We start from the raw sequence: 26,434 nt of genomic DNA on the forward strand, positions 1-26,434 counted from the left end.
GGCGCATGGGGGGCGTGCCTATCGATCCGGACCGCGCGCGGACAATGCGCCGCACGGCGACCGGCTTGCTCGTGGCGATGGCCGGCCTCTATCTGCTGACCGGCCAGTATCTCGGGCTGCATCCCTCCATCGGCTATGTCCGCGCGTTCGCTGAAGCCGCCATGGTCGGCGGTCTGGCCGACTGGTTCGCGGTGACCGCGCTGTTCCGCCGCCCTCTCGGCCTGCCCATCCCGCACACTGCGATCATCCCCGAGAACAAGGATCGCATCGCCGACACGATGGCCGCCTTCCTGCAGGATAATTTCCTGACCCCCGCGGTGGTCGCCCGCCGCATGCAGGATATGAACCTGGCGAAAGCGGTGGGCGATTACCTCGCAGCGCCTTCGAGCGGGGACACCGGCGCGCGGCTGCGGGCGGGGGCGGGCGAGCTGATCGCAGAGTTCCTCGAATCGCTCGATCCGGAACGGCTGGGCACCCAAGTGCGCGGTGGATTGAAGACTCTCGCGGCGCGGGTCGAGATCGCGCCGTTGCTCGGGCAACTGCTGACCGCCGCAATCGCCGACAAGCGCCACTTGCCGCTGATCGATTCGGCGATCCGCTGGGCCGGGCTGACGATCGAGGCCAACGAAACGCTGATCCGCAACATGATCCATGAGAAGGCCAACGGCCTCGTGCGCTGGACGGGGCTCGACGAGAAGCTCGCCAACTCGGTGCTGGACGGCTTGTACAAGCTGCTCGCCGAAGTGCTGATCGATCCCCAGCACCCCTTGCGGGGCAAGCTAGACGAGGGCCTCGCGCAGCTCGCGCACGACCTTCTCCACGATGCCGATCTGCAGGCTACGATCGAGCGGACCAAGAACGAGTTGCTGGATAATCCCGTGGTCGGCAAATGGTGGCTCGGGGTGTGGGAGCGCATTCGCGGCGGGCTGATCAAGGCGGCACGCGAGCCCGGCGGCGGCATCGGCGGCACGCTCGCCGAGAGCATGGCGGAGATGGGCCGGGTACTGCGCGACGATCCGCGCATGCAGATCCAGCTGAACCGCTTCGCGCGGCGCACCGCGGTAGGGGTGGCGACCCGCTACGGCGGCAATATCGTCCGGCTGGTGTCCGAGACGGTGCGTCGGTGGGATGCCCGTACGGTGACCGACCGAATCGAGAGCGCCGTCGGCCGCGATCTCCAGTTCATTCGCATGAACGGCACGCTGGTGGGCGGGCTCGTCGGGGTCACGATCCATGCGGCGGATGCGCTGCTTTGAACGATTTGGCGCCGTTCCTCACAACCGAGCGCCTCGAGCTTTGGCGGCCGAAGATGGCCGACGAACCGAAGATGTTCGCGATCATCTCCAACCCCGCGACCCATCGCTTCCTAGGACCGATGTCGACCCGCGCCGATCACTTCACCCGCTTCCAGCGCGGCGGGGGCAGCTGGTTCCTCCACGGCTACGGCAGCTTCATGGTCCGGTTGAAGGGCACGCCGGAGGTCATCGGCAACTGCGGGGTGTTCCACTCGTACCGCGGGCTTGGCGAAGACTTCGACGACAAGCCGGAAGCCGGGTGGATCCTCGCCGAAAGCGCGGTGGGTCAGGGCATCGGCGCCGAAGCGATGGGCGCGGCGCTCGCCTGGTTCGACGCTGCCCACGGACCGCGCGAGGTTGTGTGCATGATCGAGCCGGGCAACGAATCGTCTTTCGCCCTGGCAGCGAAGCTGGGATTTGCGTCAATCCGCTTGGCTACGTTGCCCGATGGCGCGGAAGTTCAGCTCCTCGCCCGGCCGCCGGCCGCGCTCTGAACAGGCTGTTCGGCGGCGCTTCCCACCGCAGCGTCTTCAGCCTCGATCGTCTCGATCCGCCAGTCCGGAAATGCCGCCCGTAACGGCGCGAAGTCCGCCTCGATGGCGGCGGCTGGCGAGACCTTGATGAGCGCAGTGCGGCGTTCGGTGTCGATGACGATCGCGGCGGGGCCCGTGCCGAATTGTGCCGCCAGCGCGGCACGGAGCCGCTGAGATTCCCGCGCCGTGAGAGCCCGTTCCTGCGCGGCCGCCGCCTCCGCGGTCCGCCGGGTTTCGGCCTCGGCGCTGCCGCTGCGCAATTGAATGACGGTTATCCGCGTCCCCTCGCCAAGTTCGCCGCGAGCGGCGGCAGCGAACGACTTCTCGAGCGAGGGAACGAACGTCGGAGCGATTACGACGGCGGCGATCGATGAAGGCTGCGCCTGGTAGTCGACTTCGAAGCGATCTATCGTAGCCTGCTCACCGGCCATGCGGGTGAGTTCCGCACGCAGCATCGCCGTGCTCCGCGCCTCGCGCACGATCGCCGACAAGCTGAACGCGAGTGGGACGGCGAGCAGGGCCAGGGTGACGAATATGCCGAGCGACTGGAACCAGCTCTGGCGCGGGGAGAGACCGGTGCCGAAGCCGTTAAAGCGCGCGACCACCGTGGCCGTGAACCCGATCGCCGCGGTGTTGGTCACGTAAAGCAGCAGCGCCCCGGCCGCATAGTCACTGTTTCCCGTCGCCAGGCCCCAGCCGACGGTCGCCAGCGGCGGGATGAGCGCGGTGGCGATCGCCACGCCGACGAGCGTGGCGGAAAATTTGCGCAGCAAGGCATAGGCCCCCGCGATACCTCCGAAGATCGCCACCATCAGGTCGAGCAGGCTCGGCCGGACGCGCGCGAGAATCGCCGGGGTGGCATCGGTGATGGGGGAGAGAATGGTGAGCAGCAAAGCGACCGCGATAGCCGCCGCCGTTCCGGCCCCGAAAGTCTGCAGCGATCGGCGCAGCAGCCGTCCGTCGAACGTGGCGATGGCGAAGCCGAACCCCATTATCGGGGCGAGCAGCGGTGAGATGAGCATCGCGCCGATCACCACCGGGGCAGAGTTCAGCAGCAATCCGATGTGCGCGATCGCGGTCGACAGGACGATCTGGAGGAGGAACCCGCGCGTCAGCCGCGCGTCGCGCGCGACCGAGGCGAGCGTGGAAGCGCGGCCGTGACCTTTCCGGGAAATTCCGGCAAACGCACCGCCGCGGGTGTCGTTCATGCCGGTCTCCCGGTTCAGAGCTTCTGGGTCAGCTCCGGGACGATTTTGAACAGATCGCCGACGAGGCCGACGTCGGCGACCTGGAAGATCGGCGCGTCCTCGTCCTTGTTGATGGCGATGATGACCTTGGAATCCTTCATTCCGGCGAGGTGCTGGATCGCGCCCGAAATGCCGATCGCGATGTAGACCTCCGGGGCGACGATCTTGCCGGTCTGGCCGACCTGGTAGTCGTTGGGCACGTAGCCCGCATCGACCGCCGCTCGGCTGGCGCCGACGCCCGCACCGAGCTTGTCGGCCAGCGGGAGGATGACTTCCTTGAACGTCTCGGCGTCCTTCAAGGCGCGGCCGCCCGAAACGATGATCTTGGCGCTGGTGAGTTCGGGCCGCTCGTTCTTGGCGAGCTCGCTGCCCTGGAAGGTCGACAGTCCAGACTCGCCGGCGCCGGACACGGCCTCGACGGTGCCCGAGCCGCCCTCGCTCGCCGCCTTGTCGAACGCGGTCCCACGCACGGTGATGACCAACTTGGGATCGCTCGATTCGACCGTGGCGATGGCATTGCCGGCGTAGATCGGGCGGGTGAACGTGCGATCTCCCTCGATGCCGGTGATCTCGGAGATCTGCATCACGTCGAGCAGCGCGGCGACGCGCGGGGCGACGTTCTTGCCGGTGGTTGTGGCGGGCGCGAGGAACGCGTCGTGGTGCCCCATCAGGTCGGCAATGAGCGGGGCGAGATTCTCGGCCAACTGGTGCTCGTAGGCGGCATCGTCGGCGAGGTGGACCTTGCCCACGCCCGCGATCTTCGCGGCGGCATCGGCGACGCCCGCGCAGCCCTTGCCCGCAACCAGCAGGTGCACTTCGCCGAGCTTCGAGGCGGCGGTGACCACCGCCAGCGTGGCGTCCTTCACCGCGGCGTTATCGTGTTCGACCAGAACGAGAGTCTTCATCCGTCTATTCCTTCCCGTATCCGGCTCAGGCGATGCCCAGCACTTTAAGCTTGGCGACCAGTTCGTCGACGTCGGCGACCTTGACGCCGGCCTGGCGCACCGCGGGCTCCTGCACCTTCAGTGTCTTCAAGCGGGGCGCGGTATCCACGCCGTAGTCCGCCGGAGTTTTCGCATCGAGCGGCTTTGACTTGGCCTTCATGATGTTCGGCAGCGAAGCGTAGCGCGGCTCGTTGAGGCGCAGGTCGGTGGTGACGATCGCCGGCATCGCAAGGCTGACAGTCTCGAGCCCGCCATCGACCTCACGCTTCACCACCACGCGGTCACCCTCCACGGTGACTTCGTTGGCGAAAGTGCCCTGGGGCCGGCCCATCAGGGCGGCGAGCATCTGGCCGGTCTGGTTCGAATCGTCGTCGATCGCCTGCTTGCCGAGGATCACCAGACCTGGCTGCTCGGCATCGGCGATGCCCTTCAAAATCTTGGCGACCGCCAGCGGCTCGACCTCGTCGTCGGTCGCCACGTGGATCGCCCGGTCGGCGCCCATCGCGAGTCCGGTGCGCAGCGTTTCGGTCGCCTTGGCGGGGCCGATCGACACCACGATCACTTCGGCGGCGGCGCCCTTCTCGCGCAAGCGCAGCGCTTCCTCGACAGCGATCTCGTCGAACGGGTTCATGCTCATCTTGACGTTGGCGAGATCGACCCCGCTGCCGTCGGCCTTGACCCGCGGCTTCACGTTGTAGTCGATCACCCGCTTGACGGGGACGAGGATCTTCATGCGTGTCGCTCCTAATTCTGTGCGGGCGCCCTTAAATGCCCTTTACGTAAGCGTCAACGTTCAGGCCGCCTTCTTCACCTCGGCGACGATCTTGCGCGCGGCGTCGCCCAGATCGTCGGCGCTGACGATCGCCAGCCCGGAATTGTTCAAGATTGCCTTGCCCTCGGCGACATTGGTGCCTTCGAGGCGGACCACCAGCGGCTTGTCGAGGTTCACGTCCTTCGCCGCGGCGACGATGCCGTCGGCGATCACGTCGCACTTCATGATCCCGCCAAAGATGTTGACGAGGATGCCCTCGACCGCCGGGTCCTTGAGAATGATCTTGAACGCCGCGGTCACCTTCTCGCGGCTGGCGCCGCCGCCGACGTCGAGGAAGTTCGCCGGGAACGCGCCATTTAGCTTGATGATGTCCATCGTCGCCATCGCCAGGCCCGCGCCGTTGACCATGCAGCCGATGTTGCCGTCGAGCTTGATGTAGGCGAGATCGTACTCGCTCGCCTCGACTTCGGCCGGATCTTCCTCGGTCTCGTCGCGCAGCGCCTCGATGTCCTTATGGCGGTAGAGCGCGTTCGAATCGAAGCTCATCTTGGCATCGAGCACCATCAACTGGCCGCCGCTTTCCGCGAGCGGGTTGACCTCGATCATCGAGCAGTCGAGCGCGACGAACGCGTCATACAGCTGCTTGCCCAGCTTCTGCGCCTGCTTGTTGAGATCGCCCGAAAGCTTCAGCCCGAACGCCAGGGCGCGGCCATGGTGCGGCATGAACCCTTCTGCGGGGTCGATGACGATGGTGGTGATCTTTTCGGGGCTGTCGTGGGCGACGTCCTCGATGCTCATCCCGCCTTCGGTCGAGGCGATCATGGCGATCCGTCCGCTCGCCCGGTCGACCACCAGCGAGAGGTAGTATTCCTTGCCGATGTCGACCCCGTCGGTGACATAGAGGCGGTTGACCTGCTTGCCCGCGTCGCCGGTCTGGATGGTCACCAGCGTGTTGCCGAGCATTTCCCTGGCGTTGGCCTCGACTTCCTCGACGCTCTTGGCCAGTCGCACCCCGCCCTTGGCCTCCGCCGGGAGCTCCTTGAACTTGCCCTTCCCGCGCCCGCCCGCGTGAATCTGCGCCTTGACGACCCACAGTGGCCCCGGAAGCTGCTTGGCCGCCGCGACCGCCTCCTCCACCGACAGCGCAGGGATGCCGGCGGGAACCGGGAGGCCATGCTTCGCGAGGAGGTCCTTGGCCTGGTATTCGTGGATGTTCATCGGAAGAGACGCGGCTTTCGGTTGCGATAGGGAGTCGGGCCGCGCCTAAGCACGGTTAGCCCGCCTTGAAAAGCCAACTGTGGCTCGCCATTGGCCAAGCTGTGATTGATGCTGAACGCCTGGAGGCGATCGTTCGCGAGGCCGGGCGGATCGCACACGACATGTGGCCCGGGGGCGGTCACGCGCTCGACGCGTGGGAGAAGAGCCCCGGCAACCCGGTTTGCGCCGCCGACATCGCGGTCGACCAGTTCCTCACCCGCGAGCTCGGCGCGCTGCTGCCAGCCGCCGGCTGGCTCAGCGAAGAGACGGTCGACGATCCCTCGCGGCTGGGCAAGGACCTTATCTGGCTGGTCGACCCTGTCGACGGCACGCGCGATTTCATCCGCGGACGCAGCGGCTGGGCCGTCTCGGTCGCGCTGATCAGCGGCGGGCGCCCGTTGATGGGCTTCCTGGCGGCACCGGCCCGCGGCGAGTTCTGGCACGCGATCGCCGGGCAGGGATCGTGGTGCAACGGCGAGCCGCTCGCCGCCTCCACCCGCAGCGAATTTCCCGGCTCGCGCGTCCCCGCCGATTCGCTCCCGCGCGAGGATCGCGACCTCACCCTGGTCACCAAGCCCAACTCGATCGCCCTGCGCGCCGCGATGGTCGCCGCGAACGAGGCCGATCTCCTCGCCACGCTGCGTTGGGGCTACGAATGGGATATCGGCGCCGCCGCGCTGATCGCCCGCGAGGCCGGCGCGGCGGTGACCGACGCCTTCGGCCGGCCGCTCAACTACAACAAACGCGACCCCCGCGCCTTCGGCTTGCTGGTGAGCGCGCCCATGATTCACGCAGCGGCGGTGGACCGCCTGGCCAACCGGGCGAAGGAGATCGCGGGCTAACGCTCTCGACCTCGCTTTTGCGCAGTTCTTCGGATCGAACCGAGGACATCCCGTGGGCGTGTGTTCGCACCCGTATGGTCCGGATCGACACGCCGCGCTGTATTCGTTGATCGCCGGCAACTCTCTCTAATCTCGTGCTAATACTATAAGTGGAGCAGTGCTCAGGGCGACAGCGAAATGAGTCGCCGGTCAAGGCAATGACGAACAGGTCGATTCCAGCTAAATAACGGTATTTGCATACTTATCTAAATAACCGTTAGTTTTTCGTTGACTCCGAGATAACTCAGGGAGCAAATCCTCCTACTGACTTACCACGACTCGAGTCAATCGTCGCGGAAGTAGGGCTCGCACATCGCTGAATAATGACCAGCCGCTTTATTGCGGGCGGCTCCGTGTGCTTGGGGGATATGCATGATGGCTACCCGTGAATCTTCTTATAGAGCCGAGAACGTCAGAGGACGCCGGGGCCTGAGGCTCTTTTCGGTCGCGCTGCTGGCCACCTGCGTGCATTCGGCGCCCGCATTCGCAGCCGAGAAAGATGCGGTCCACGTGTGGAACGAGCGGGCCGTGACCACGCTCACAAACGGGCCCACTGCCGACACGCCGGGCGTCCAGTTCCCGCCACCGGTGGCCTTCATCCACCTCGCGATCGTCCAAGGCGCCGTCTATGATGCCGTCAACGCCATCAAGGGCGGGCACGACCCCTATCTCGATGGCATCAAGGCGCCGACCAGCGCGTCGAAAGGCGCGGCGGCGGCAACGGCCGCGCATCATGTCCTAATCGGCCTCGTCAATCAGGCTCCGTCGACGGCGGCCCTCACCCCCGCGGTCAAGACCGCGATCAAGACTCGCCTCGACGAAGAGTACGCGACCTCGCTGCTCGAGATTCCCGCAGGCGAGGCAAAGGCCAAGGGGATCCAGGTCGGCGCTGCGGCGGCAGCGGCGATGCTGGCCAATCGGGTAGGTGACGGCCGCTTCGGCTCCCCGGGATTTGTTGTAGGATCGGCACCTGGGGAATGGCGCCCGGCGCCCGGAAACGATCCGAATGCATGGGTGCGCAGCGTGCGGCCGTTTACTCTGCCGAGCTCGGAATACTTCCACACGCCGGGCCCGTGGCCGCTGGGAAGCGCCGAATACGCGGCCGAGTTCAACTATGTGAAGTCCGCGGGCCGGGCAACCGGCTCTACGCGATCGGACGAGCAGACCTCGCTGGCGAACTGGTCGACTTCGCATCCCGCTATCATGCTGTACCCGGCGATGAGGCAAGTGGCGGCCTCGAAAGGCCTGACGATCACCGAGCAGGCGCGGTTCCATGCCATGACCAGTATGGCCGGGGCGGACAGCCTGATCAATTGTTGGGCCGAAAAGGCTCATTGGAATTTCTGGCGCCCGGTGACAGCCATCCAGCTTGCCGACACCGACGGCAACGATGCGACCGAGGCCGAAACCGGCTGGGCTTCGCTCGGCGCCTTGCCCCCGTACCCAGACGAGCCCTCGGGTGCCAACTGCGTCTATAGCGGGGTGATGAACAGCGCGAGGGCCTTCTTCGGCAGCGACGCTGCGCAGTTCAGCATCACCGGCGGCGGGGGGGCGACGCGGAACTACAGCAGCTTCGGCGCTGTCATCGCAGATGTGATCGAAGCGCGGATCTTCCTTGGCATTCACTTCCGCAGGCCCGACGTCAACGGTGCCGAACTCGGGCGGCGGGTTGCGCAATACGTGGATGCGAACTTTTTCAACTGCGGCCCGCCTGGACAGTGCAAGCAGGAAGAACGCGAGTGATTTTCGCTTGAGGCGTCAGACAGTAGGGAGGTTATTGCCCGATGCGAACCTCGCTGTGGGTGGCGATCGGGCTGGTGGGTGCCGTCAGTGCGCCCCCCCCAGCCGTTGGCCAGGACACGCAAGTCCCGGCTGAGCGCTCTTCGGCAAGTACCGGGGCCCAGGCCGACGCGCGGCAGCCGAAATCCGTCGACGGCCTGACGTTGGAGTCGCAGGGATATGCGGGCGTCTTCATCGAGGCGCCGATCGGCAAAGTCAGCGTTGGACCTGAATTCGTAGACGGCGCTCCCGTTTATGTACGCCGCACGACAGCGACCAGCGGCATTACCGTGATGGAAATTTCCACCTCGCCGTTCCTGTTCGATCTGCCGTCCGAGGGGCATTCCCAAACGGTCAGATCGGATCAACCGGCGTCCTGGTAGCGCCGCCGCTCCCTCCGCCGGATGGAGTCCTCAGGTGTTCCGCATGTTTTCCAGGCCCTTTACCGAGCCCGGCTTCACGCTCGGCTGGGAAGCGTTGGTCTTGACCTTTTCGGCCTTGGGCTTGCGCACTTCCCTCTTCGATTTCTTCTGGGACTTGGCCATCTCGTTTTCCCTTCAAGGCGGCCGCTTGCTCGCAGCCGTCATCTCGGTACCGTCGGTCAGTCGCCGGACCGGCCGGTCCGTAGCGCTTCCAGTACCGCGCGCACGGCCGCAGCGCCTTCGACGCTTTGCGTGGCAACCGCGATCGGCCGACCGCCGATGGCAGCATGATCGGCGTTCAGAAAGGCGATCGCGTCGTCCTTGCCGAGGACCTGAAAGGCAAGGTGGGTGATTTCGCCCTGCCGCGCTGCCTGCTCGGCCGGCATCGGCTGGCTTTTAATTCGCCGGCGCCAGTGGGCGCCCGGGGAGCTGGTCCTTTCGGGGCTTTCTGACGATGGCTCAGCGGGCTCGTTCGGGGAGGAGCTCAACTGACCAGATACCATATCATTGCCACCATCACGCCGAGCGGCAGGAAGAAGCCCATGTAGTCCGGCACTGATTTCTGACGCGCGGTCATGCCAGCTCTCGCTCGAGTTCGGTCATCCCGCGTGCCTGCGCGATTGCTGCGGCTGACGCTGATTTGTGGGATTGGGCCAAGAACTTGCTCCCGAGCGGTAAGCGGGAGCACTCAGTCTCTCAGTCGCGGGCGCTCACGGACAAAGGATGCCGCACGATGCCACGAAGATGGGGATACGGGGCCGACTTTTCAAGACTGTGAAGCCCGGCAGGCGTCCCCTTTTCCCCTCTCCACGACGAAAAGGCCGGCCCCTTTCGGGACCGGCCTTCCGCGTGCGACCACACGGCTCTTTGTTCAGTTCGCGGCGGCGGCTTCCTGCGCGCTCACCGGGATGATCTTGATCTCGACCCGGCGGTTGGCCGGTTCGTTGACGTTGTCGCCGGTCGCCACCTTGAGCTGGGTCTCGCCGAAGCCGAGCCAGCGGATGCGCGCCGAGCTGACCCCGCGGCTGATCAGGTAGTTCGAAACTGACTGCGCGCGCTGTTCCGACAGGCGCTGGTTGGAGGCTGCAGAGCCCACCGTGTCGGTATGGCCATACACGTCGATCAGGCTGTTCGGGTATTGCTGCAGGCTGCCGGCGACGCGATCGAGCAGGGTCTGGAAGCCCGGGTTGATGGACGAACTGCCGGTGGCGAAAGTTACGCCATCGGGCAGGTTGACGAGGATGGCGTTGCCGCCGTCGGTCTCGCTGACATCGATGCCCGAGCCCGCCGTCTGCTCCTTGAGCTCGGTGATCTGCTTGTCCATCCGGTAGCCGACGTAGCCGCCGAGAGCGCCGCCAGCGACGGCGCCGGCGATGCGCGCGGTGCGTCCGCCGATAAGACCGCCGAGCAAGGCGCCCGCGACCGAGCCGCCGACGCCGCCGATGGCCGTGCGCGATACCTTGCGCTCCCCCGTATTGGGGTCGGTGACGCAGGCGGTGACGGTGACCAGTGACAGCGCGGCGAAGCCGGCGGTAAACTTGCGCGATAGTTGCATGGGTGTTCCCCTTTTTCTCGTTCGATCGGTGCCCGTCAGTAGCGACGCGCACGCAGAGGCGGGCGCGCCCAACCCGCGCCTCTCACGTGCCCCAACGAACGCTGGGCGCGCCCGTTCCCGCTGGCGCGACCGCGCAGATGTGCTAGCGAACCGCGTCGTGACCCCGTTTCCTTGGCCTGACCTCCTGATCATCGCCGGGCTAATCGTCCTCAACGGCGTCTTCGCGATGTCCGAGCTGGCGATCGTCTCGGCCAAGCCGGCCCGCCTCAAGGCCGCCGCCGACAAGGGCAGCGCCGCCGCCAAGACCGCACTCGCTCTGGCGGCGGACCCGGGCAAATTCCTCTCGACGGTGCAGATCGGCATCACCTTGGTGGGCATTATCGCGGGCGCTTATTCGGGCTCGAGCCTCGGGGGCCCGGTCGGGGAGCGATTGGCTTATCTCGGGGTTTCGGATGAATACGCCCCCGAAGTCGGCTTCGCGGTGGTGATCGCCCTCACCACGTACGCCAGCCTGGTGGTGGGCGAACTGGTGCCCAAGCAGATCGCCTTGCGCGCCGCGTTGCCGATCGCGCTCACCGCCGCACGGCCGATGGCGATCCTGGCGCGGGTGGCACATCCGGTCGTCTGGCTGCTCGACAAGTCCTCGGCCCTGCTCATCCGCCTCATGGGGGTGCGCCAGGCGGGCCAGCCGAGCGTCACCGCCGAAGAGCTGCAGATGATCTTCACCGAAGCGACTCACTCGGGCGTAATCGAGGCCGGGCAGAGCGAGATCCTCGCCGGGGTAGTTCGCCTCGCCGACCGGCCCGTGCGCGAGCTGATGACCCCGCGCACCGAACTCGACTGGCTCGACAAGTCCTCGAGCGATGCCGACTTGCGCGCGCGGATCGACGCGAGCCCGCATTCGCTGCTGCCGGTCGCCGAGGGCTCGCCCGACAAAGTTCTCGGGGTGGTCAAGGCGCGTGAGGTGCTCGCGGCGATGGTCGCGGGGCGGCGGGTCGACTTGCGCGCGCTTATGCGGCGGGCCGAAGTGATCCCCGACCAGCTCGACGCGATGGACGCGCTGCGCGTGCTCCAGCAGTCCGAAGTGGCGATGGCGATGGTGCACGACGAGTACGGGCATCTCGAAGGCATCGTCACGCCCGTCGACCTGCTGACCGCGATCGTCGGCAACTTCGCGAGCGACAGCGACCTCGGCGAGGCGCCGACGATCATCGAGCGCGAGGACGGTACGCTGCTGATCTCGGGGGCGTTACCGGTCGACCAGATGGCCGACCGCCTGGGCATCGACCTGCCCGAAGACCGCGAATTCGCGACCGCCGCCGGCTACGTGCTGTGGAGCCTCAAGAAGCTGCCCGACGAGGGCGAGCATTTCACCGACCAGGGCTGGCGGATCGAGGTCGTCGACATGGACGGCCGCAAGATCGACAAACTGCTGGCGACCTGCCTCTAGCCCCGTTCGGGGCGGGCACTTACCCGGGAATGACGGCCGAAGCGCCGGCGCCGTCGCCTTCGGGGGCGGCGATGATGTCGCGGGTGACGCGGCCCTTGGCGACGGTGTTGGTCATAGGATCGCCGACCGCGGTGCGGATACCGGGCTCGGCGACGCCGGCGCGGTCGAGCGCGCTGGTTTCCACCGGGCTGCGCGGGGCCGGGCCGCCGAACAACGCGTCCAGCGCCTGCTCGGCCGCGGTGCCTTCGGTCGGGCGCGGGGCGCCGGGGGCGGGCGGCTCGAGGCTGAAGTCGGGCGGAACCACCAGCGGCGCCTGGCGCTGCACGGCGAACTCGTCGGGCCGTTCGCGGTTGAGGATGCCGGTGCTGCCGCAGCCCGCGAGGGTCGCGGTGGCGAGGGCGAGGACGATGAACTTGCGCATTGGGTCAGCTCTCCACGGCCGCATCGGCCGGTTCTTCGGGGGCCTTTTCGCGCACGAAGAGCGATCGGGCAAGGATGATCAGCACGCCCACGGTAATGGCGGCGTCGGCGATGTTGAAGATGAGGAACGGGCGGAACTCGCCGATATGCAGGTCGAGGAAATCGACCACGTAGCCGTACTCGTAGCGGTCCTTGATGTTGCCCAGCGCGCCGCCGAGGATCATCGCCAGCGGCACGATGTCGCCGAGCTTACGCTCGCGCAGCATCCACACCGTCACCACCACCGCGATCAGCGAGGTGAAAGCGACCAGCGCCCAGCGCATTTCCTGGCTGGTGGCGGTGAACATGCCGAGCGAGACGCCGTAGTTGTGCGTCAGGGTGAACTGGAAGAACGGCAGCAGGTAGTGCGATTGGCCGAGCTGGAGCTGCAGCGTGTCGAGGATATAGCTCTTGGTCGCCTGGTCGGCGGCGAACAGCAGCACCGCGAAGGCGAGGCCGATCAGGCGGTTGCGGGTGAGCGGGTTCATGCCAGCACTTCCCCGACCACATCGGCGCAGCGCGCGCACAAGGCGCCGTCTTCCGGCACTTCGGGCAAGAGCCGCCAGCAGCGGCCGCATTTCTGGTCCTCGGTGCGAGTGACGGTCACGCCCGTGCCATCGCCGCGGCGCACTGTCGCGGTGATGAACAGTTCGGCGAGCGCTTCGTCGGAGAAACCCTCGGGCACCAGCGACGCCGGCACCTCGACCGCGGCCTCGAGGCCCGAGCGCACGACCTTCTCCCGCCGCAGCGGCTCGATCGCCTCGGTCACCGCCTCGCGCAGCTTCAGCATCCCGGCGAACCGTTCGACCAGCGCGTCATCCGCCCACTCGCCCGGCAGCGGGTGCATTTCGAGCAGGTGGACGCTGCCGCGATCCGGGAATCGCGTGGCCCACACTTCCTCGGCGGTGAACACCAGCACCGGCGCGGCGTAGCGCACCAGCGCCTGGAACAGCACGTCGAGCACAGTGCGGGTCGCGCGCCGCTCCAGCCCCGCTGGGTCGTCGCAGTAGAGCCGGTCCTTGCGGATATCGAAGTAGAACGCGGAGAGGTCCTCGTTGCAGAAGTCGATCAGCGCACGGACGTATTCGTTGAAGTCGTAGGCATCGATCGCTGTCCGGATGGTCGCATCGAGCTGGGCCAGCCGCGCCAGCACGTAGCGCTCGAGCTCGGGCATCGCCGCGAACTCGACCCCCTCGGCCTCATAGTCGAACCCATCGAGCGCGCCGAGCAGATAGCGGAAGGTATTCCTGAGCTTGCGGTACTGGTCGGCGACGCCCTTGAGGATCTCGTCGCCGATGCGGTGGTCCTCGGTGAAATCGACCGACAGCGCCCACAGGCGGATGATATCCGCGCCGTAGGTCTCCATCACCTTGATCGGATCGACCGTGTTGCCGAGGCTCTTCGACATCTTCAGCCCCTTGGCGTCCATCGTGAAGCCGTGGGTGAGAATCTGGTCGTAGGGTGCGCGGCCGCGGGTGGCGCAGCTCTCCAGCAGCGAGGACTGGAACCAGCCGCGGTGCTGGTCGGAGCCTTCGACGTAGATGTCCGCCGGCCAGTGGAGGTCGGGCCAGCGCCCGCTGTCGAGCACGTAGGCGTGGCTGGTGCCGGAATCGAACCACACGTCGAGGATGTCGCTCACCGCTTCCCATTCGGCCGGGTCGTAGTCGCTGCCCAGGAAGCTATGCGCGGTCTCCGGCGTCCAGGCGTCGATGCCCTGCGCCTTCACCGCCGCGACGATCCGCGCATTGACCGCCGGGTCGATGAGGTAGTCGCCGGTCGCGCGGTTGACGAACAGCGTGATCGGCACGCCCCACGCGCGCTGGCGGCTGAGCACCCAGTCGGGCCGCCCTTCGACCATCGAGCCGATGCGATTGCGGCCCTTTTCGGGGATGAACTTGACCCGCTCGATTTCGGCGAGGGCTACCTCTCGAAGCGTCATGCCGGCTTCGGGGGCGCCGCCCTCGTTGTCCCAGCGCTGGCGCGCGCGGCCTTCGACCGGCTCGACCGCGTGGGGCTTGTCCATCGGCACGAACCACTGCGGGGTGCAGCGGAAGATTACCTTGGCCTTCGAGCGCCACGAGTGCGGGTAGCTGTGCCGGTAGTCCGCACTCGCCGCGAGCAGCGCGCCGGCCTCGCGCAAGTCCGCACAGATCGGCCCCTCGGGCGAATTGAACTTGGGGTTGATCACCGAGCCTTGCCCGCCGAGCCAACCCCAGTCCTCGCGATACTTCCCGTCGCCCTCGACCGCGAACTTCGGGGTCAGCCCGTGCGCCTTGCACAGCTCGAAATCGTCCTCGCCGTGATCGGGCGCCATGTGGACCAGCCCGGTGCCGGTGTCGGTGGTGACGAACTCGCCCGGCAGGAACGGCCGCGGCTCGGCGAAAAACCCGCCGAGGCGGTGCATCGGGTGGCGGGCGATGGTGGCGGCGAGGTCGGAGCCTCTTACCAGTGGGCCTCGTTCAAAAACGGGACCGAACCCAATCGCCTTCGAATATCGCTGATAGAACTCATCGTACAAATCTTGTGCGATCAAATATCTTTTGCCTGCGAGCTTTTGATAGAGATCGTAAGGATAATCAGGCGGCGGTCCCTCGGGCGTGGCATAAGCCGTCTGCACGATGGATTTGAGAGTAAGGACGACGTATTTAATCTCCGGCCCGTAAGCCAAAGCCTGGTTCACCGGGATGGTCCACGGCGTGGTGGTCCAGATCACCGCGTGCGCGCCGACCAGTTCTGGGATCGGGCTTTCGACGATCTCGAAACCGACGTCGATCTGGGTCGAGACCACGTCCTCGTACTCGACCTCCGCCTCGGCGAGCGCGGTCTTTTCGACCGGCGACCACATCACCGGCTTGGCCCCGCGGTAGAGCTGGCCGCTTGTCGCGAACTTTAGCAGTTCGGCGACGATCGTCGCCTCGCTCTCGGGCTGCATCGTCAGGTAGGGATTATCCCAGTCGGCCATCACCCCGAGGCGCTTCAACTGCCCGCGCTGCACGTCGACCCAGTGCTGGGCGTAGGCGCGGCACTCGGCGCGGAATTCGAGCAAGGGCACGTCGTCCTTGTCGCGCTTGGCCTTGCGGTATTGCTCCTCGACCTTCCACTCAATCGGCAGCCCGTGGCAGTCCCACCCGGGCACGTAGGGCGCGTCCTTGCCCAAGAGGTTCTGCGTGCGGCAGACCATGTCCTTGATCGTGTGGTTGAGCGCGTGGCCGATGTGCATGTCGCCGTTCGCGTAGGGCGGGCCGTCATGGTACATGAACTTCGGTTTGCCCCGCCGCGCGTCGCGCAGCTGGCGATAGAGTCCCTCGGACTCCCACCTGGCGGCAATCCCCGGTTCCTTCTGCGGCAGGCCGGCCTTCATCGGAAAGTCGGTCTTCGGCAGGAAGACGGTGTCGCGGTAATCGCGCCCCGCCTTTTCAGAATTTGGGTTGTCGGCTTCGCTCATGGCGTGTGGCCGCTAGCGGAAGGCGGCGCTGTAGGAAAGTTTTTCGGGAGCGAGGTTCCCGCCCCCGAACCCGTCATCTCGGAGAGCTGCTAAGCGAGCACCGCCCGCGCCTCCTCGCAGTCCCTCGCCATCTGCTCCATCAGCGCGTCGAGGCTGGCGAACTTCGCTTCGGGCCGCAGGAAGTGGTGGAACGCCACCTCGATCTCCTGCCCGTAGAGGTCGCCCGAAAAATCGAAGAAATAGGGTTCGAGCAATTCCTTGGGCGGCTCGAACTGCGGCCGCACGCCGACGTTGGCCGCGCCTTGCAGCTCTTCGCCCGTCGCCAGCACGCGGCCAGTCACCGCGTAGATGCCGTAGCGCGGGCGCAGGTAGCTCTCGAGCGGCAGGTTGGCGGTAGGATAGCCGATCTCGCGCCCGCGCTTGTCGCCGTGCTGGACGACCCCGCGGATCGCGAACGGGCGAGTGAGCAGCCTGGTCGCGGTGGCGCAGTCGCCGGCCTGCAGCGCCTGGCGGATGCGGCTGGAGGACACCGGCTCGCCGCCGTCCATCACCGGCGCGACCGCGCGCGAGCGGATGCCGGCCTCATGCCCGAGCGATTCGAGCCGCGCGCGGTTGCCGCCGCGCGCCTTGCCGAAGGTGAAGTCCTCGCCGGTCACCACCCCCGCCGCGCCGATCCGTTCGTGCAGCAGCTTGGCCACGAAGTCCTCGGCGGTCGTGCCCGCGAGATCACCGTCGAAGTGGAACACCAGCATCGCGGTGGCTCCGGCGGCGAGGTAGAGTTCGTGCCGCTGCTCCAGCGTGGTCAGCCGGAACGCCGCCGCGTCGGGCTTGAAGTGGCGCACCGGATGCGGGTCGAAAGTGGCGATGATCGAGGGCCGGCCCTCGGCGCGGGCCCATTCGATCGCTTCGCCCGCGACCGCCTGGTGGCCGAGGTGGAACCCGTCGAAGTTGCCCAGCGCGACGATCGCCCCGCGCAGGCTCTCGGGCACCGGGTTGCGGTGATCGAGCCACCTCATGGCGCAGGGTTCGGCTGCACGTAGACCGCGGGAAGCGGCAGGATGCCCTTCTCGATCAGGCGCAGCGCGTTCATGCCCATCGCCAGGCGGATCTGGTCGGGGGTGAAGCCTTCGTCGAGCAGCGCCTGGGTAACCTGCGTGAGCTGGCTGGTGTCGAAGCGCACCGTGGTCGCCCCGTCGTAGTCGCTGCCGAGCGCGACGTGCTCGATACCGACGAGGTCCCGGAGGTGCTTCATCGCCCGCGCCGTATCGCGCGGGGAAGTGCCGCAGACCGCCGCGTCCCAGTAGCCGACGCCGATCACTCCGCCGGTGCGCGCGACGCCGCGGATTTCTTCGTCGGTGAGGTTGCGGTTGACCTGGCAGGTCGCCTGCACCCCGCCGTGGCTGGAGACCACCGGGCGCTGCGCCATCGCGAGGATATCCGCCACGCAGGCGTGGCTGCAGTGGGCGACGTCGACGATCATGCCCATCGCCTCCATCCGCCGCACCGCCTCGCGGCCCTTGGCCGTCAGGCCGCCTTTTTTCAGGCCATGCATCGATCCAGCAAGGTCGTTGTCGAAGAAGTGGGTCAGCCCCGCCATGCGGAAGCCGGCCTTGTGGAGCCGATCGAGGTTGGCGAGGTCGCCCTCGAGGTTCTGCAGCCCCTCGATGGAGAGCATCGCGCCGACCCCGCGCCCCTTGATCTCCCGCCGCGCCAGCAGGCCCCCGACGTCCTCCGGCCGCTCGATCGCGTTCAGCCGCCCGCCGGTCTTGGGGACCGCGCGGTGCAGCTTCTCGGCGTGCCACAGCGAGCGTTCGAGCAGCGAGCCCCACGTCCGCACCGGCTGCAGCTGCGCGACCGCGAGCAGGGTGATGTTGTCGGTCTCGGCCGAGTTGGCGTCGTAGTTCTGGCCCTTGGGCGTCTTGGTCACGCTCGAGAACACCTGCAGCGCGACGTTGCCGCGTTCCAGCCGGCCGAGGTCCATATGCCCGCGCAGGTTGTCGCTCAGCAGGCTGCGCTTCCACATCAGTGTGTCTGAGTGGAGGTCGACGATCGTCAGCGTCGCGTGCAGCGCCTTTGCTTGCGGCGATACTTCGATCAGCGGCTGCCCGTCGATCTTGTTCATCGATTGCTCGACCAGCCGCGGGCCGAGCGCGAGGAAACCGGCGACGGCGACGATCAGCAGGAGGGCGAGCCCGAGGCCGAGCTTCTTCTTCATCGCACCCGCTCCAGCGTGACGAAGGAAAAGGCCGACGTATCGCCTTCCGCGGGATGATCCTCGCGGGCGGTCTCGCGCCATTCGGGTCCGGGCGGATCGATGAAGGTGTCGCCGGGAACCTCGGCATGGACCTCGGTCAGTTCGATCCGCGTGGTGTGCGGCAGCAACAGCCGATACACTTCAGCACCCCCGATCACCGTTACACTGTCGTTCCCGGCCAGATCGAGCGCTTCATTCGCATCGTGGGCGACCTCCGCCCCTGCCGCCTGCCAGTCCGCCGAGCGGGTGAGCACGATGTGCCGCCGCCCGGGAAGCAGGCCGGGCAGGCCCTCGAAAGTCTTGCGGCCCATGATCATCGGGCGGCCCATCGTGAGCGCCTTGAAGCGCTTGAGGTCGCTCGGGATTCGCCACGGGAGCGCGCCGCCCAGCCCGATCGCGCCGTTGCTGGCGCGCGCCAGGATCGCGGTCACTACCCGCGCCATACGCGCGTCACGTGCCCCATCTTCCGCCCCTGCCGCGCCTCGCGCTTGCCGTAGAGGTGCACGCTCGCGGCCGGATCGCTCAGGAGGGCGTAAGCACCTGAAATGTCGCCGATAAGGTTGTCCATCTCGACCCGGCTGGCGACCGTCGCGGTGTCGCCCAGCGGCAGCCCGGCAATCGCCCGGATGTGGTTTTCGAACTGGCTCGTCGCCGCCCCCTCGATCGTCCAGTGACCCGAGTTGTGTACCCGCGGCGCCATCTCGTTGAACACCGGCCCCTGCGCCGTGGCGAAGAACTCGACCGTCAGCACGCCGACATAGCCGAGCGCGTCGGCGATCCGCTGCGTCAGCCCCCGCGCGGCATCGACCTGCGTCGCCACCGCGGCGCACGGCGGCCACAGCGATTGCGCGAGCATGCCGTCGGCGTGGCGGTTCTCGGTCGAGTCCCAGAACCGCACCGCACCGTCATGCCCCCGCACCAGGATCACCGAGAACTCCGCCTCGAAGCGCACCAGGCCTTCGTAGACGCACGCCGCCTGCGGCAGCCGGATCGCCTCGGCGTCGCGCGCCGAGCCCATGCGCCATTGGCCCTTGCCGTCGTAGCCGTCGCGCGCGGTCTTGAGGATGCCCGGCACGCCGATCCGGTCCACCGCCCGAGCGAGATCGTCCGCCGACTCGATCGCGGCGAACGGCGCGGGAACCCCACCGAGGCTCTCGGCGAAGCGCTTCTCTCTCAGCCGGTCCTGCGCCGTTTCCAGCGCGCGAAGGCTGGGCGAGAGCCTGTCGTCGAGAGGCCCGAGCACCGCGGTCGGCACGTTCTCGAATTCGAACGTGACTACATCGCAGGAGCCTGCGAAGCGATCGAGCGCCGCGCTGTCGTTCCAGGGCGCCACGGTAGCGAGCGTCGCAACTTCCGCCGCGACACTGTCGCGCTCGGGCGTGAACACGTGCGTCCGGTAGCCGAGCTGGGCGGCGGCGAACGCCAGCATGCGGCCGAGCTGGCCGCCGCCGAGTATCCCGATGGTCCCCCCCGGGCCGAGCATCAGCCTTCGGGCGCCTCGCCGACCGCGGCGGTGCGCGCGGCGCGCCACTGCTGGAGGCGCTGCGACAACTCCGGGTCGCCGAGCGCGAGGATCGCCGCCGCCAGCAACCCGGCATTGGTCGCCCCGGGCTCGCCGATCGCCAACGTACCCGTTGGCACCCCGGCCGGCATCTGGACGATCGACAGCAAGCTATCGAGGCCTTTGAGCGCCTTGGACGAGACGGGCACGCCGAGCACCGGCAAATGCGTCAACGCCGCCAGCATGCCGGGAAGGTGCGCGGCCCCGCCGGCGCCGGCGACGATCACCTTGAACCCCGCCTCATGCGCTGTCTTGCCGAACTGATGCAGGCGGTCCGGGGTCCGGTGGGCCGAGACGATACGCGCCTCGTACGACACGCCGAGTTCGTCGAGCGCGTCGGCGGCGCAGCGCATGGTCGCCCAATCGGACTGGCTGCCCATCACGATTGCCACATCGGCCATGCTCACGCGTCCTTGAGGTAGTACCGCTCGCCCGGCGTCATGCCGTCATCGAAGCGATAGACGATCGGTTGGCCGGTGGGAATCTCGAGCCCGGTGATGTCCGCATCCGAAATGCCCGACAGGTGCTTGACCAGCGCGCGCAAGCTGTTGCCGTGCGCCGCGACGATCACCGTCTGGCCCCGCGCCAGTTCCGGCACGATCGCGCTTTCGTAATAAGGCAGCACGCGCTCGATCGTGAGCTTGAGGCTTTCGGCGCGCGGCACCGGGATGCCGGCGTAGCGCGGGTCCTTTGCCAGATCGAACTCGCTGTCGTGCGCCATGTCCGGTGGGGGCACGTCGAAGCTGCGGCGCCAGACGTGGACCTGCTCGTCGCCGTGCCGCTCGCGCGTCTCCTGCTTGTCCAAACCGGTGAGCCCGCCGTAATGCCGTTCGTTGAGGCGCCAGTCCTTGATCTCCGGAATCCACAACCGCCCGCAGGCCTCGAGCGCGAGATGAAGCGTCTTGATCGCGCGGGTCTGCAGGCTGGTGAACGCGATGCCGGGAAGGAGGCCCTTCTCCGCAAGCAGCGTCCCCGCCCCGACCGCTTCGGCCACGCCCTGCTCCGTCAGGTCGACATCCCACCATCCGGTGAAGCGGTTCTCGAGGTTCCACTGGCTCTGGCCGTGCCGGACGAGAATGAGAGTGGCCAAGGGGCAAGGCTCCTGCTGACGGGAGCGCCGGGCCCTAGCGTTCGGGCTGCTCTTTGGAAAGTGCGGGCTTGGCGTCGTCCAACGCCCGCGATTGCGCCTTACGGCGGCGAAGGTTCTCGCGCAGCTTGGCGGCGAGGCGCTCCTCCCGGGTCAGTTTCGCGTTATCGGCCATCGCCACCGTCTTGCCGCCGCCCGCGACGCTTGACAAGGAGAGGCCGCCCTGTAAGGCGCGCCCGCTCCCCGAGGAGGCCCGAAGCAGGCCTCGCCGCGGGGGAATCGACCGATGGTCAGGCTGCTGTAGCTCAGTGGTAGAGCACACCCTTGGTAAGGGTGAGGCCGAGAGTTCAATCCTCTCCAGCAGCACCATCGCCGTCCTCCAGCCGGCCCCGCACGCCCGATTCGCCTTGCCAGCGAGCGCCGTATTAGTCATGCAAGGCACCATGAGCGGCGTGGGGGCGGGCGACATTTCGGACAACACCGAGGAAGAGCCGGCGCTGACGCCGCTTCATCCGAATCACATCAAGTTGCTGCGCGTGCAGGCCACGATCATGGCTCTGCCCTTCGTGATCGCCGCGCTGGTGCTCGAAGCGGTCGTCGATCTCGTGCCGACCGGGACGATCATCGCACCCGCGCTGCTGCTCGCGGCCTGGGTGATCGTGCGCATGCCGCTGCGGCGGCACGGCGCGCGCGGCTACGACATGAGCGCGGACCGGCTGCGGGTGGTGCGCGGGCTGTGGTTCCGTTCGGACACGGTGGTTCCGTTCGGGCGGGTCCAGCACATCGACATCGACCAGGGCGGGCTCGAGCGGGCGTTCGGACTGGCCACGCTCACGGTCCACACCGCCGGCACGCACAACGCCAGCGTGTCGCTTCCCGGCCTCGCCCAGCCCGACGCGGCCCGATTGCGCGAGGCCATCCGCGCGCACATCAAGCGCGAGACGCTGTGACCGGAAACGCTACGCCGCGGCGCACGGCGCCGCTGGGTGTGCTCGTGGGCGCGGCAACAGACATCCGCCGGTCGCTGCTGCCGGCGGCGGCCGGGGCCTACGGGTTCAGGGACCAGTTCGGCGGCCTCGGTTTCATTGCCGCGTTCGCGCTGCTGGTGCTGGCGATCGGCGCCATCGGCAGCTTCCTCCGCTGGTGGCGCACGACGTACGTCGTCGGCGCGGAGGACATCCGGCTCGAAAGCGGAATCGTCCGGCGAGCCGCGCGCTCGGTGCCCTACGAGCGCGTCCAGGACGTGAGCCTCGAGCAACCGCTGATCGCCCGGCTGCTGGGCCTCGTCCAGGTGCGCTTCGAAACGGGTGCCGGCGGGGCCGACGAGATTGCCCTCTCGTACCTCCCGCTCGCCGAGGGAGAGCGCCTGCGCGAGCTGGTGCGCGAACGTCGGGACGACGAGGCGGCGCTACCCACGGATCAAAACGCGCCGGCCGCGGAGGCGGCGGGACAAGTGCTCTTCGCCATGCCCCCCCGCCGGCTCGTGACCTTCGGCCTGTTCGAATTCTCGCTCGCCGCGGTGGCAGTGGTCGCCGGCGCCGCGCAGCAGCTCGATTTCCTGCTGCCGTTCGACGTGTGGGACTGGGACGAGTGGCGCGGCTCGCTCGACGGGCCGCTCGAGCAAATCGGCGCCCTGGGGCCTGCGGCGCAAGCTATTACCGCCCTCGCGGTCGCAACCGCGCTGCTCGCGATCGGTTTCTTGACCGGCCTGGTGCGGACGATCAGCCGCGACTGGGGCTTCGTGCTCGAGCGCACCGCCAAGGGCTTCCGCCGCCGCCGCGGCCTGTTCACCAAGACCGACGTCGTGATGCCCGCGCACCGGGTTCAGGCGATCGCGCTGCGCACGCGCTGGTTCCGCCGCCGCTTCGGCTGGCACGGGCTGAAGTTCGTCAGTCTGGCGCAGGACGCCAAGGCCGGCAGCCATATGGTCGTGCCCTTCGGCCAACTGGTGGAGATCGAACCCGTCGCGCGCGCAGCGGGCTTCTCGCTGCCGGGCGCCGGTGTCGCGTGGCGGCGGCCGGTCAAACGGGCGTTCGTCGACGGTGCCGCGCTCGGTTCGCTGCCGCTTCTCATCGCCGCGCTGGCGCTATCGCTATCACCGCAACCGGCGCTGGCTGTGCTTCCCCTGCTCGCGGTCCCGCTTGTCGCGCTTCGCCAAGCCTTCCTGTGGCGACGCGCGCACCACGCTATCGACGAGCGACAGATTTATTCGCGCCGTGGCTGGATCGCACCGAGGGTCGACGTCGCCAGCCGGGTGAAGCTCCATTCGGTGGAAGTTGCGCAAGGCCCGCTCGCCCAACGCGGCGGCTACGCCACGTTGCACCTGGGACTGGCCGGCGGCACCCTCGCCTTCCACGCCCTCCCTGTTCACGAGGCGCGACGTATCCGCGCTGAGGTGCTCGGTAGCATCGCCGGCGTCGACTTCTCCCGCCTGAACTAGGTGGCGCGCAGGTCCGCCCACTCGGGATGGCGACGGAACATGGCCTCGACGTACGAGCACTGCGGCACGACGGTGAACCCCTCCCGCCTGGCATCGGCGACCAGCGCTTCGACGAGCGCCGCGGCCACGCCGCGCCCGCCGATCTCGGGCGGCACCAATGTGTGATCCGCTACGCGCGCCGGGCCCAGCGCCTTCCAGGTCAATCGCCCGACCGCGCTGCTTCCCGGCACGCTGGCGCGATATTCGCCGTGCGCCTCGTTGCCCTCGTGCGTGATCTCGATGCCCTCGATCGCCATGCGGCCGTCTCCTTCTTGCGCTGAACGCCGCGGCCGCTAGGGGCGTTCCGCAATGCAATTCCTCTCCGACAACGCGGCCGCTGTCCACCCACGCGTGTGGGAAGCCCTGCGCGCGGCCGACGAGGCGCAGCCGCCGTACGACAACGACGCGCTGTCGAAGTCGCTCGACGAGCGTTTCTCGGACCTGTTTGGGCGCGAGGCACACGTGCTGTGGGTGGCCACCGGCACCGCCGCCAATTGCCTGGCCCTCGCCACTTTGTGCCAGCCGCACGGCGGGGTGGTGTGCCACCGCGAGGCGCATATCGAGGCCGACGAAGGCGGCGCACCGGGGTTCTTCCTCCACGGTGCCAAGCTGCTGTTGGCCGAGGGCGAGGGCGCCAGGTTGACGCCCGACGCGGTGCGCGCGGTGATCGATCCCATTCGTGCCGACGTCCACTGGGTCCAGCCGCATGCGCTGTCGGTGACGCAGGCGAGCGAGCACGGCCGGGTCTATCGGCCCGATGAAATCGCCGCGCTCGCGGCACTGGCGAAGGAGCGGGAGCTCGGCTTCCACGTCGACGGCGCGCGCTTCGCCAACGCGGTCGCCCATCTCGGCTGCTCGCCGGCCGACGCCGCCGGCCCGTGCGACGCCTTGAGCTTCGGGTGCATCAAGAACGGCGCGATGAGCGCCGAGGCCATCGTGTTTTTCGATCCCGAGCGCGCCGCGCTCGCCCGCTGGCGGCGCAAGCGCGCGGGGCACCTGCAGTCGAAGGGCCGCTACCTCGCCGCGCAGCTCCACGCGATGCTCGAGGGCGACTTGTGGCTGGAGACCGCTCGCGCCGCCAACGCCGCGGCGGCCGAAATCGGCGCCGCCTGCGCGGACCGGCTGCTCCATCCGGTCGAGGCGAACGAGGTGTTCGTGCACATGACCCCCGCCGAATGCGCCGCGCTGCGCGGGCAAGGCTTCTCGTTCTACGACTGGGTCGGCGACACCGCGCGCTTCGTCACCGCGTGGAACACCCGCGCGGAAGACGCACGCGCGCTGGCCCACGCGATCGGAGCGCTGTGAGCGCGCAAGGCGACAGCCACCCGCCGCACGCGCTGCTGCGGCCGCGCATCGCGCTGCCGTTCCTGCTGGTGGCGCTGATCTGGGGCTCGACCTGGTACGTCATCACCGGCCAGATCGCCGAAGTGCCGCCGAGCTGGTCGGTGACCTATCGATTCGCGCTGGCGACCCCGGCGATGTTCGTGGTCGCGCTGGTGATGCGCCAATCGCTGCGGCTCACCCGCGCCGGGCACCTGCTGGCGGTTGCGATCGGAGTCACTCAGTTCTGCGGCAACTTCAATTTCGTCTACCGCGCCGAGCAGCACCTCACCTCGGGCGTGGTGGCAGTGATGTTCGGCACGCTGATGGTGCCCAACGCGCTGCTGGCGTGGGCCTGGCTCGGGCAGCGGGTGACCCCGCGGTTCCTGCTCGGCAGTCTGGTGGCGATCGCCGGCATCGCGCTGCTGCTGGTGCACGAGGCGCGCGTCGCGCGGCTCGACGGCAACGTCCTCCTGGGGGTGGTGCTGGCGATCGGCGGCATCCTCTCGGCCTCGGCCGCCAACGTCATCCAGGCCGGCGACACCGGCCGCGCCCAGCCGATGGTGAGCCTGCTCGCGTTCGCGATGCTCTACGGCACCCTGGTCGACGCGGGAATCGCCTGGGTCACCGCCGGGCCGCCGGTGTTTCCCACTTCGGGCGCGTTCTGGGCCGGTACCGCGTGGCTGGCGATCGCCGGGTCGGTGATCACCTTCCCGCTCTATTACCGCATCGTGCGCGAGATCGGGCCCGGCCGGGCAGCGTATAACGCGGTGCTGGTGATCGTCATCGCAATGCTGATCTCGACGCTGGTAGAAGGCTACCAGTGGTCGGCCCTGGCGATTGCTGGCGCGGTGCTGGGTACCGCCGGCCTGATCATCGCGCTGCGCGCCCGCCAGACCTAGCGCAGGCTGGCGAGCCCTTCGCGATAGGTCGGGTATCGTGGCGACCAGCCGAGTACCCGCTTGGCCTTGCCGTTGGCCACGCGGCGGTTCTCCGAATAGAAACCGCGCGCCATTTGCGAGAGGCAGGCCTCCTCCAACGATTGCAGCGGGGGCGGCGCTACGCCGATCAAGCGGCAGGCCTCCTCGGTCACCGCGTTCGCGCTCGCCGGCAGGTCGTCGGCGAGGTTGTAGGCGCCCGGCGGCGCATCGAGCGCGGCGACCGCCCCGCTGGCAATGTCCTCGACATGCACCCGGCTGAACACCTGGCCCGGCAGGTCGATGCGGTGCGCCTTGCCCGCGCGCACCCGGTCGAGCGCGCTGCGGCCCGGGCCATAGATCCCGGGGAGGCGGAACACCCGCGCGCCGCGCCGCAGCCACGCCGCGTCCGCCTCCGCCCGCTCCCCGCGTCGCCCGCCATCCGCCGGCGCGCTCTCGTCGACCCAGGCGCCCCCGGTATCGCCATAGACCCCGGTCGACGAGAGATAGCCGAGCCAGCCGTGACCCAGCGCGTCGCCGTACCGCGCCAGCACCGGATCGCCCGCCTCGCCCGGCGGGATCGAGCACAGCACATGGCTCGAGCGGGCCAGCGCCGCGCGCACGCCATCCGCATCGTCGAACGCCAGCGTGCCGTCGCGCCCGGTGGCCTCGACGCTCCACCCCGGCAGCGCGGCCGCAATCGCCTTCGCCGAATAACCGAGCCCGAAAATGAACATCTGCGCCATCGCCGCGTTGTAGCGGCTGGACCCCATTCGC

Annotated in this window: 29 protein-coding genes and 1 tRNA gene; 11 read left to right on the forward strand and 19 right to left on the reverse strand. The window is 68.0% G+C overall.

What is annotated here, in order from left to right:
• The first annotated feature begins 5 nt into the window (after nucleotides 1-5).
• Both ACWPM1_RS00650 and ACWPM1_RS00655 read left to right on the forward strand, forming a co-directional pair.
• Nucleotides 6-1,256 (forward strand): DUF445 domain-containing protein, encoded by a 1,251-nt coding sequence (locus ACWPM1_RS00650; protein WP_455692922.1) that lies wholly within the window; start codon nucleotides 6-8, stop codon nucleotides 1,254-1,256.
• 5 nt (nucleotides 1,257-1,261) lie between these two features.
• Nucleotides 1,262-1,789: a GNAT family N-acetyltransferase gene (locus ACWPM1_RS00655; protein WP_455695089.1), complete on the forward strand. Its 528-nt coding sequence runs from the start codon at nucleotides 1,262-1,264 to the stop codon at nucleotides 1,787-1,789.
• Here ACWPM1_RS00655 and ACWPM1_RS00660 read toward each other — a convergent pair.
• From ACWPM1_RS00660 to sucC, 4 genes are read right to left on the reverse strand one after another with little or no spacing between them, the layout of a single operon-like run.
• Entirely contained in the window at nucleotides 1,756-3,036 is a 1,281-nt protein-coding gene (locus tag ACWPM1_RS00660) for a TIGR00341 family protein (protein ID WP_455692923.1), read from the reverse strand. The genes ACWPM1_RS00655 and ACWPM1_RS00660 overlap by 34 nt on opposite strands.
• 14 nt (nucleotides 3,037-3,050) lie before the next feature.
• On the reverse strand, nucleotides 3,051-3,980 hold the full coding sequence (locus tag ACWPM1_RS00665) for an electron transfer flavoprotein subunit alpha/FixB family protein (protein WP_455692924.1): 930 nt from the start codon (nucleotides 3,978-3,980) through the stop codon (nucleotides 3,051-3,053).
• A 25-nt stretch (nucleotides 3,981-4,005) separates the two neighbouring features.
• Nucleotides 4,006-4,752: an electron transfer flavoprotein subunit beta/FixA family protein gene (locus tag ACWPM1_RS00670; RefSeq protein WP_455692925.1), complete on the reverse strand. Its 747-nt coding sequence runs from the start codon at nucleotides 4,750-4,752 to the stop codon at nucleotides 4,006-4,008.
• A 60-nt stretch (nucleotides 4,753-4,812) separates the two neighbouring features.
• A complete protein-coding gene (sucC, locus tag ACWPM1_RS00675) occupies nucleotides 4,813-6,009 on the reverse strand; it encodes an ADP-forming succinate--CoA ligase subunit beta (RefSeq protein WP_455692926.1) in 1,197 nt (398 codons plus the stop codon).
• A gap of 101 nt (nucleotides 6,010-6,110) precedes the next feature.
• Here sucC and ACWPM1_RS00680 point away from each other — a divergent pair, with 101 nt between their 5' ends.
• From ACWPM1_RS00680 to ACWPM1_RS00690, 3 genes are all read left to right on the forward strand, one after another.
• Nucleotides 6,111-6,890, forward strand: coding sequence for a 3'(2'),5'-bisphosphate nucleotidase CysQ (locus ACWPM1_RS00680; RefSeq protein WP_455692927.1), 780 nt, complete (start codon nucleotides 6,111-6,113; stop codon nucleotides 6,888-6,890).
• A 567-nt stretch (nucleotides 6,891-7,457) separates the two neighbouring features.
• Nucleotides 7,458-8,672, forward strand: a complete 1,215-nt coding sequence (locus ACWPM1_RS00685) for a vanadium-dependent haloperoxidase (RefSeq protein WP_455692928.1) — start codon at nucleotides 7,458-7,460, stop codon at nucleotides 8,670-8,672.
• Between the two features lie 41 nt (nucleotides 8,673-8,713).
• The gene (locus tag ACWPM1_RS00690) at nucleotides 8,714-9,091 is read left to right on the forward strand and encodes a hypothetical protein (RefSeq protein ID WP_455692929.1); all 378 of its coding nucleotides are present in this window, start codon (nucleotides 8,714-8,716) and stop codon (nucleotides 9,089-9,091) included.
• Nucleotides 9,092-9,121: 30 nt separating this feature from the next.
• Here ACWPM1_RS00690 and ACWPM1_RS00695 read toward each other — a convergent pair whose 3' ends face one another.
• The 3 genes from ACWPM1_RS00695 to ACWPM1_RS00705 form a co-directional block, all read right to left on the reverse strand.
• Nucleotides 9,122-9,253, reverse strand: coding sequence for a hypothetical protein (locus tag ACWPM1_RS00695; RefSeq protein ID WP_455692930.1), 132 nt, complete (start codon nucleotides 9,251-9,253; stop codon nucleotides 9,122-9,124).
• 56 nt (nucleotides 9,254-9,309) lie between these two features.
• Entirely contained in the window at nucleotides 9,310-9,516 is a 207-nt protein-coding gene (locus tag ACWPM1_RS00700) for an antitoxin Xre/MbcA/ParS toxin-binding domain-containing protein (protein ID WP_455692931.1), read from the reverse strand.
• A gap of 485 nt (nucleotides 9,517-10,001) precedes the next feature.
• A complete protein-coding gene (locus tag ACWPM1_RS00705; protein WP_455692932.1) occupies nucleotides 10,002-10,685 on the reverse strand; it encodes an OmpA family protein in 684 nt (227 codons plus the stop codon).
• Between the two features lie 157 nt (nucleotides 10,686-10,842).
• On the opposite strand from ACWPM1_RS00705, the gene ACWPM1_RS00710 reads away from it, so the two are divergent.
• Entirely contained in the window at nucleotides 10,843-12,135 is a 1,293-nt protein-coding gene (locus ACWPM1_RS00710) for a hemolysin family protein (RefSeq protein ID WP_455692933.1), read from the forward strand.
• Between the two features lie 19 nt (nucleotides 12,136-12,154).
• On the opposite strand, the gene ACWPM1_RS00715 is transcribed toward ACWPM1_RS00710, so the two are convergent.
• From ACWPM1_RS00715 to ACWPM1_RS00760, 10 genes are all read right to left on the reverse strand, one after another.
• Nucleotides 12,155-12,556: a DUF3035 domain-containing protein gene (locus ACWPM1_RS00715; protein ID WP_455692934.1), complete on the reverse strand. Its 402-nt coding sequence runs from the start codon at nucleotides 12,554-12,556 to the stop codon at nucleotides 12,155-12,157.
• A gap of 4 nt (nucleotides 12,557-12,560) precedes the next feature.
• Nucleotides 12,561-13,082, reverse strand: coding sequence for a signal peptidase II (gene lspA / locus ACWPM1_RS00720; RefSeq protein ID WP_455692935.1), 522 nt, complete (start codon nucleotides 13,080-13,082; stop codon nucleotides 12,561-12,563).
• The gene (gene ileS / locus ACWPM1_RS00725; protein WP_455692936.1) at nucleotides 13,079-16,039 is read right to left on the reverse strand and encodes an isoleucine--tRNA ligase; all 2,961 of its coding nucleotides are present in this window, start codon (nucleotides 16,037-16,039) and stop codon (nucleotides 13,079-13,081) included. Before ileS ends, lspA begins: the two co-directional genes overlap by 4 nt.
• An 89-nt stretch (nucleotides 16,040-16,128) precedes the next feature.
• Entirely contained in the window at nucleotides 16,129-17,055 is a 927-nt protein-coding gene (locus ACWPM1_RS00730) for a bifunctional riboflavin kinase/FAD synthetase (RefSeq protein ID WP_455692937.1), read from the reverse strand.
• The gene (locus ACWPM1_RS00735) at nucleotides 17,052-18,254 is read right to left on the reverse strand and encodes a dipeptidase (protein WP_455692938.1); all 1,203 of its coding nucleotides are present in this window, start codon (nucleotides 18,252-18,254) and stop codon (nucleotides 17,052-17,054) included. The genes ACWPM1_RS00730 and ACWPM1_RS00735 overlap by 4 nt, the downstream gene beginning before the upstream one ends.
• Entirely contained in the window at nucleotides 18,251-18,736 is a 486-nt protein-coding gene (locus ACWPM1_RS00740; protein WP_455692939.1) for a dihydrofolate reductase, read from the reverse strand. Before ACWPM1_RS00740 ends, ACWPM1_RS00735 begins: the two co-directional genes overlap by 4 nt.
• The gene (locus ACWPM1_RS00745) at nucleotides 18,724-19,776 is read right to left on the reverse strand and encodes a 5-(carboxyamino)imidazole ribonucleotide synthase (RefSeq protein WP_455692940.1); all 1,053 of its coding nucleotides are present in this window, start codon (nucleotides 19,774-19,776) and stop codon (nucleotides 18,724-18,726) included. Before ACWPM1_RS00745 ends, ACWPM1_RS00740 begins: the two co-directional genes overlap by 13 nt.
• A complete protein-coding gene (gene purE / locus ACWPM1_RS00750; protein WP_455692941.1) occupies nucleotides 19,776-20,255 on the reverse strand; it encodes a 5-(carboxyamino)imidazole ribonucleotide mutase in 480 nt (159 codons plus the stop codon). The genes ACWPM1_RS00745 and purE overlap by 1 nt, the downstream gene beginning before the upstream one ends.
• Before the next feature lie 2 nt (nucleotides 20,256-20,257).
• On the reverse strand, nucleotides 20,258-20,944 hold the full coding sequence (gene gpmA, locus ACWPM1_RS00755) for a 2,3-diphosphoglycerate-dependent phosphoglycerate mutase (RefSeq protein ID WP_455692942.1): 687 nt from the start codon (nucleotides 20,942-20,944) through the stop codon (nucleotides 20,258-20,260).
• Nucleotides 20,945-20,978: 34 nt separating this feature from the next.
• On the reverse strand, nucleotides 20,979-21,116 hold the full coding sequence (locus ACWPM1_RS00760) for a hypothetical protein (protein ID WP_455692943.1): 138 nt from the start codon (nucleotides 21,114-21,116) through the stop codon (nucleotides 20,979-20,981).
• 119 nt (nucleotides 21,117-21,235) lie between these two features.
• Here ACWPM1_RS00760 and ACWPM1_RS00765 point away from each other — a divergent pair.
• The 3 genes from ACWPM1_RS00765 (at nucleotide 21,236) to ACWPM1_RS00775 (ending at nucleotide 23,381) form a co-directional block, all read left to right on the forward strand.
• Nucleotides 21,236-21,310: transfer RNA gene (locus tag ACWPM1_RS00765), tRNA-Thr, on the forward strand.
• A gap of 74 nt (nucleotides 21,311-21,384) precedes the next feature.
• On the forward strand, nucleotides 21,385-21,891 hold the full coding sequence (locus ACWPM1_RS00770) for a PH domain-containing protein (RefSeq protein WP_455692944.1): 507 nt from the start codon (nucleotides 21,385-21,387) through the stop codon (nucleotides 21,889-21,891).
• Nucleotides 21,888-23,381, forward strand: coding sequence for a PH domain-containing protein (locus ACWPM1_RS00775; protein WP_455692945.1), 1,494 nt, complete (start codon nucleotides 21,888-21,890; stop codon nucleotides 23,379-23,381). Before ACWPM1_RS00770 ends, ACWPM1_RS00775 begins: the two co-directional genes overlap by 4 nt.
• On the opposite strand, the gene ACWPM1_RS00780 is transcribed toward ACWPM1_RS00775, so the two are convergent.
• The gene (locus tag ACWPM1_RS00780) at nucleotides 23,378-23,677 is read right to left on the reverse strand and encodes a GNAT family N-acetyltransferase (RefSeq protein ID WP_455692946.1); all 300 of its coding nucleotides are present in this window, start codon (nucleotides 23,675-23,677) and stop codon (nucleotides 23,378-23,380) included. The genes ACWPM1_RS00775 and ACWPM1_RS00780 overlap by 4 nt on opposite strands.
• A 52-nt stretch (nucleotides 23,678-23,729) precedes the next feature.
• Between ACWPM1_RS00780 and ACWPM1_RS00785 the strand changes: the two genes are divergently transcribed.
• A complete protein-coding gene (locus ACWPM1_RS00785) occupies nucleotides 23,730-24,725 on the forward strand; it encodes a threonine aldolase family protein (RefSeq protein WP_455692947.1) in 996 nt (331 codons plus the stop codon).
• A complete protein-coding gene (locus ACWPM1_RS00790) occupies nucleotides 24,722-25,642 on the forward strand; it encodes a DMT family transporter (protein WP_455692948.1) in 921 nt (306 codons plus the stop codon). Before ACWPM1_RS00785 ends, ACWPM1_RS00790 begins: the two co-directional genes overlap by 4 nt.
• On the opposite strand, the gene ACWPM1_RS00795 is transcribed toward ACWPM1_RS00790, so the two are convergent.
• On the reverse strand, nucleotides 25,639-26,403 hold the full coding sequence (locus tag ACWPM1_RS00795; RefSeq protein ID WP_455695090.1) for an SDR family NAD(P)-dependent oxidoreductase: 765 nt from the start codon (nucleotides 26,401-26,403) through the stop codon (nucleotides 25,639-25,641). The genes ACWPM1_RS00790 and ACWPM1_RS00795 overlap by 4 nt on opposite strands.
• Nucleotides 26,404-26,434: the final 31 nt, after the last annotated feature.

The sequence above is a fragment of the Tsuneonella sp. HG249 genome (assembly GCF_053819205.1).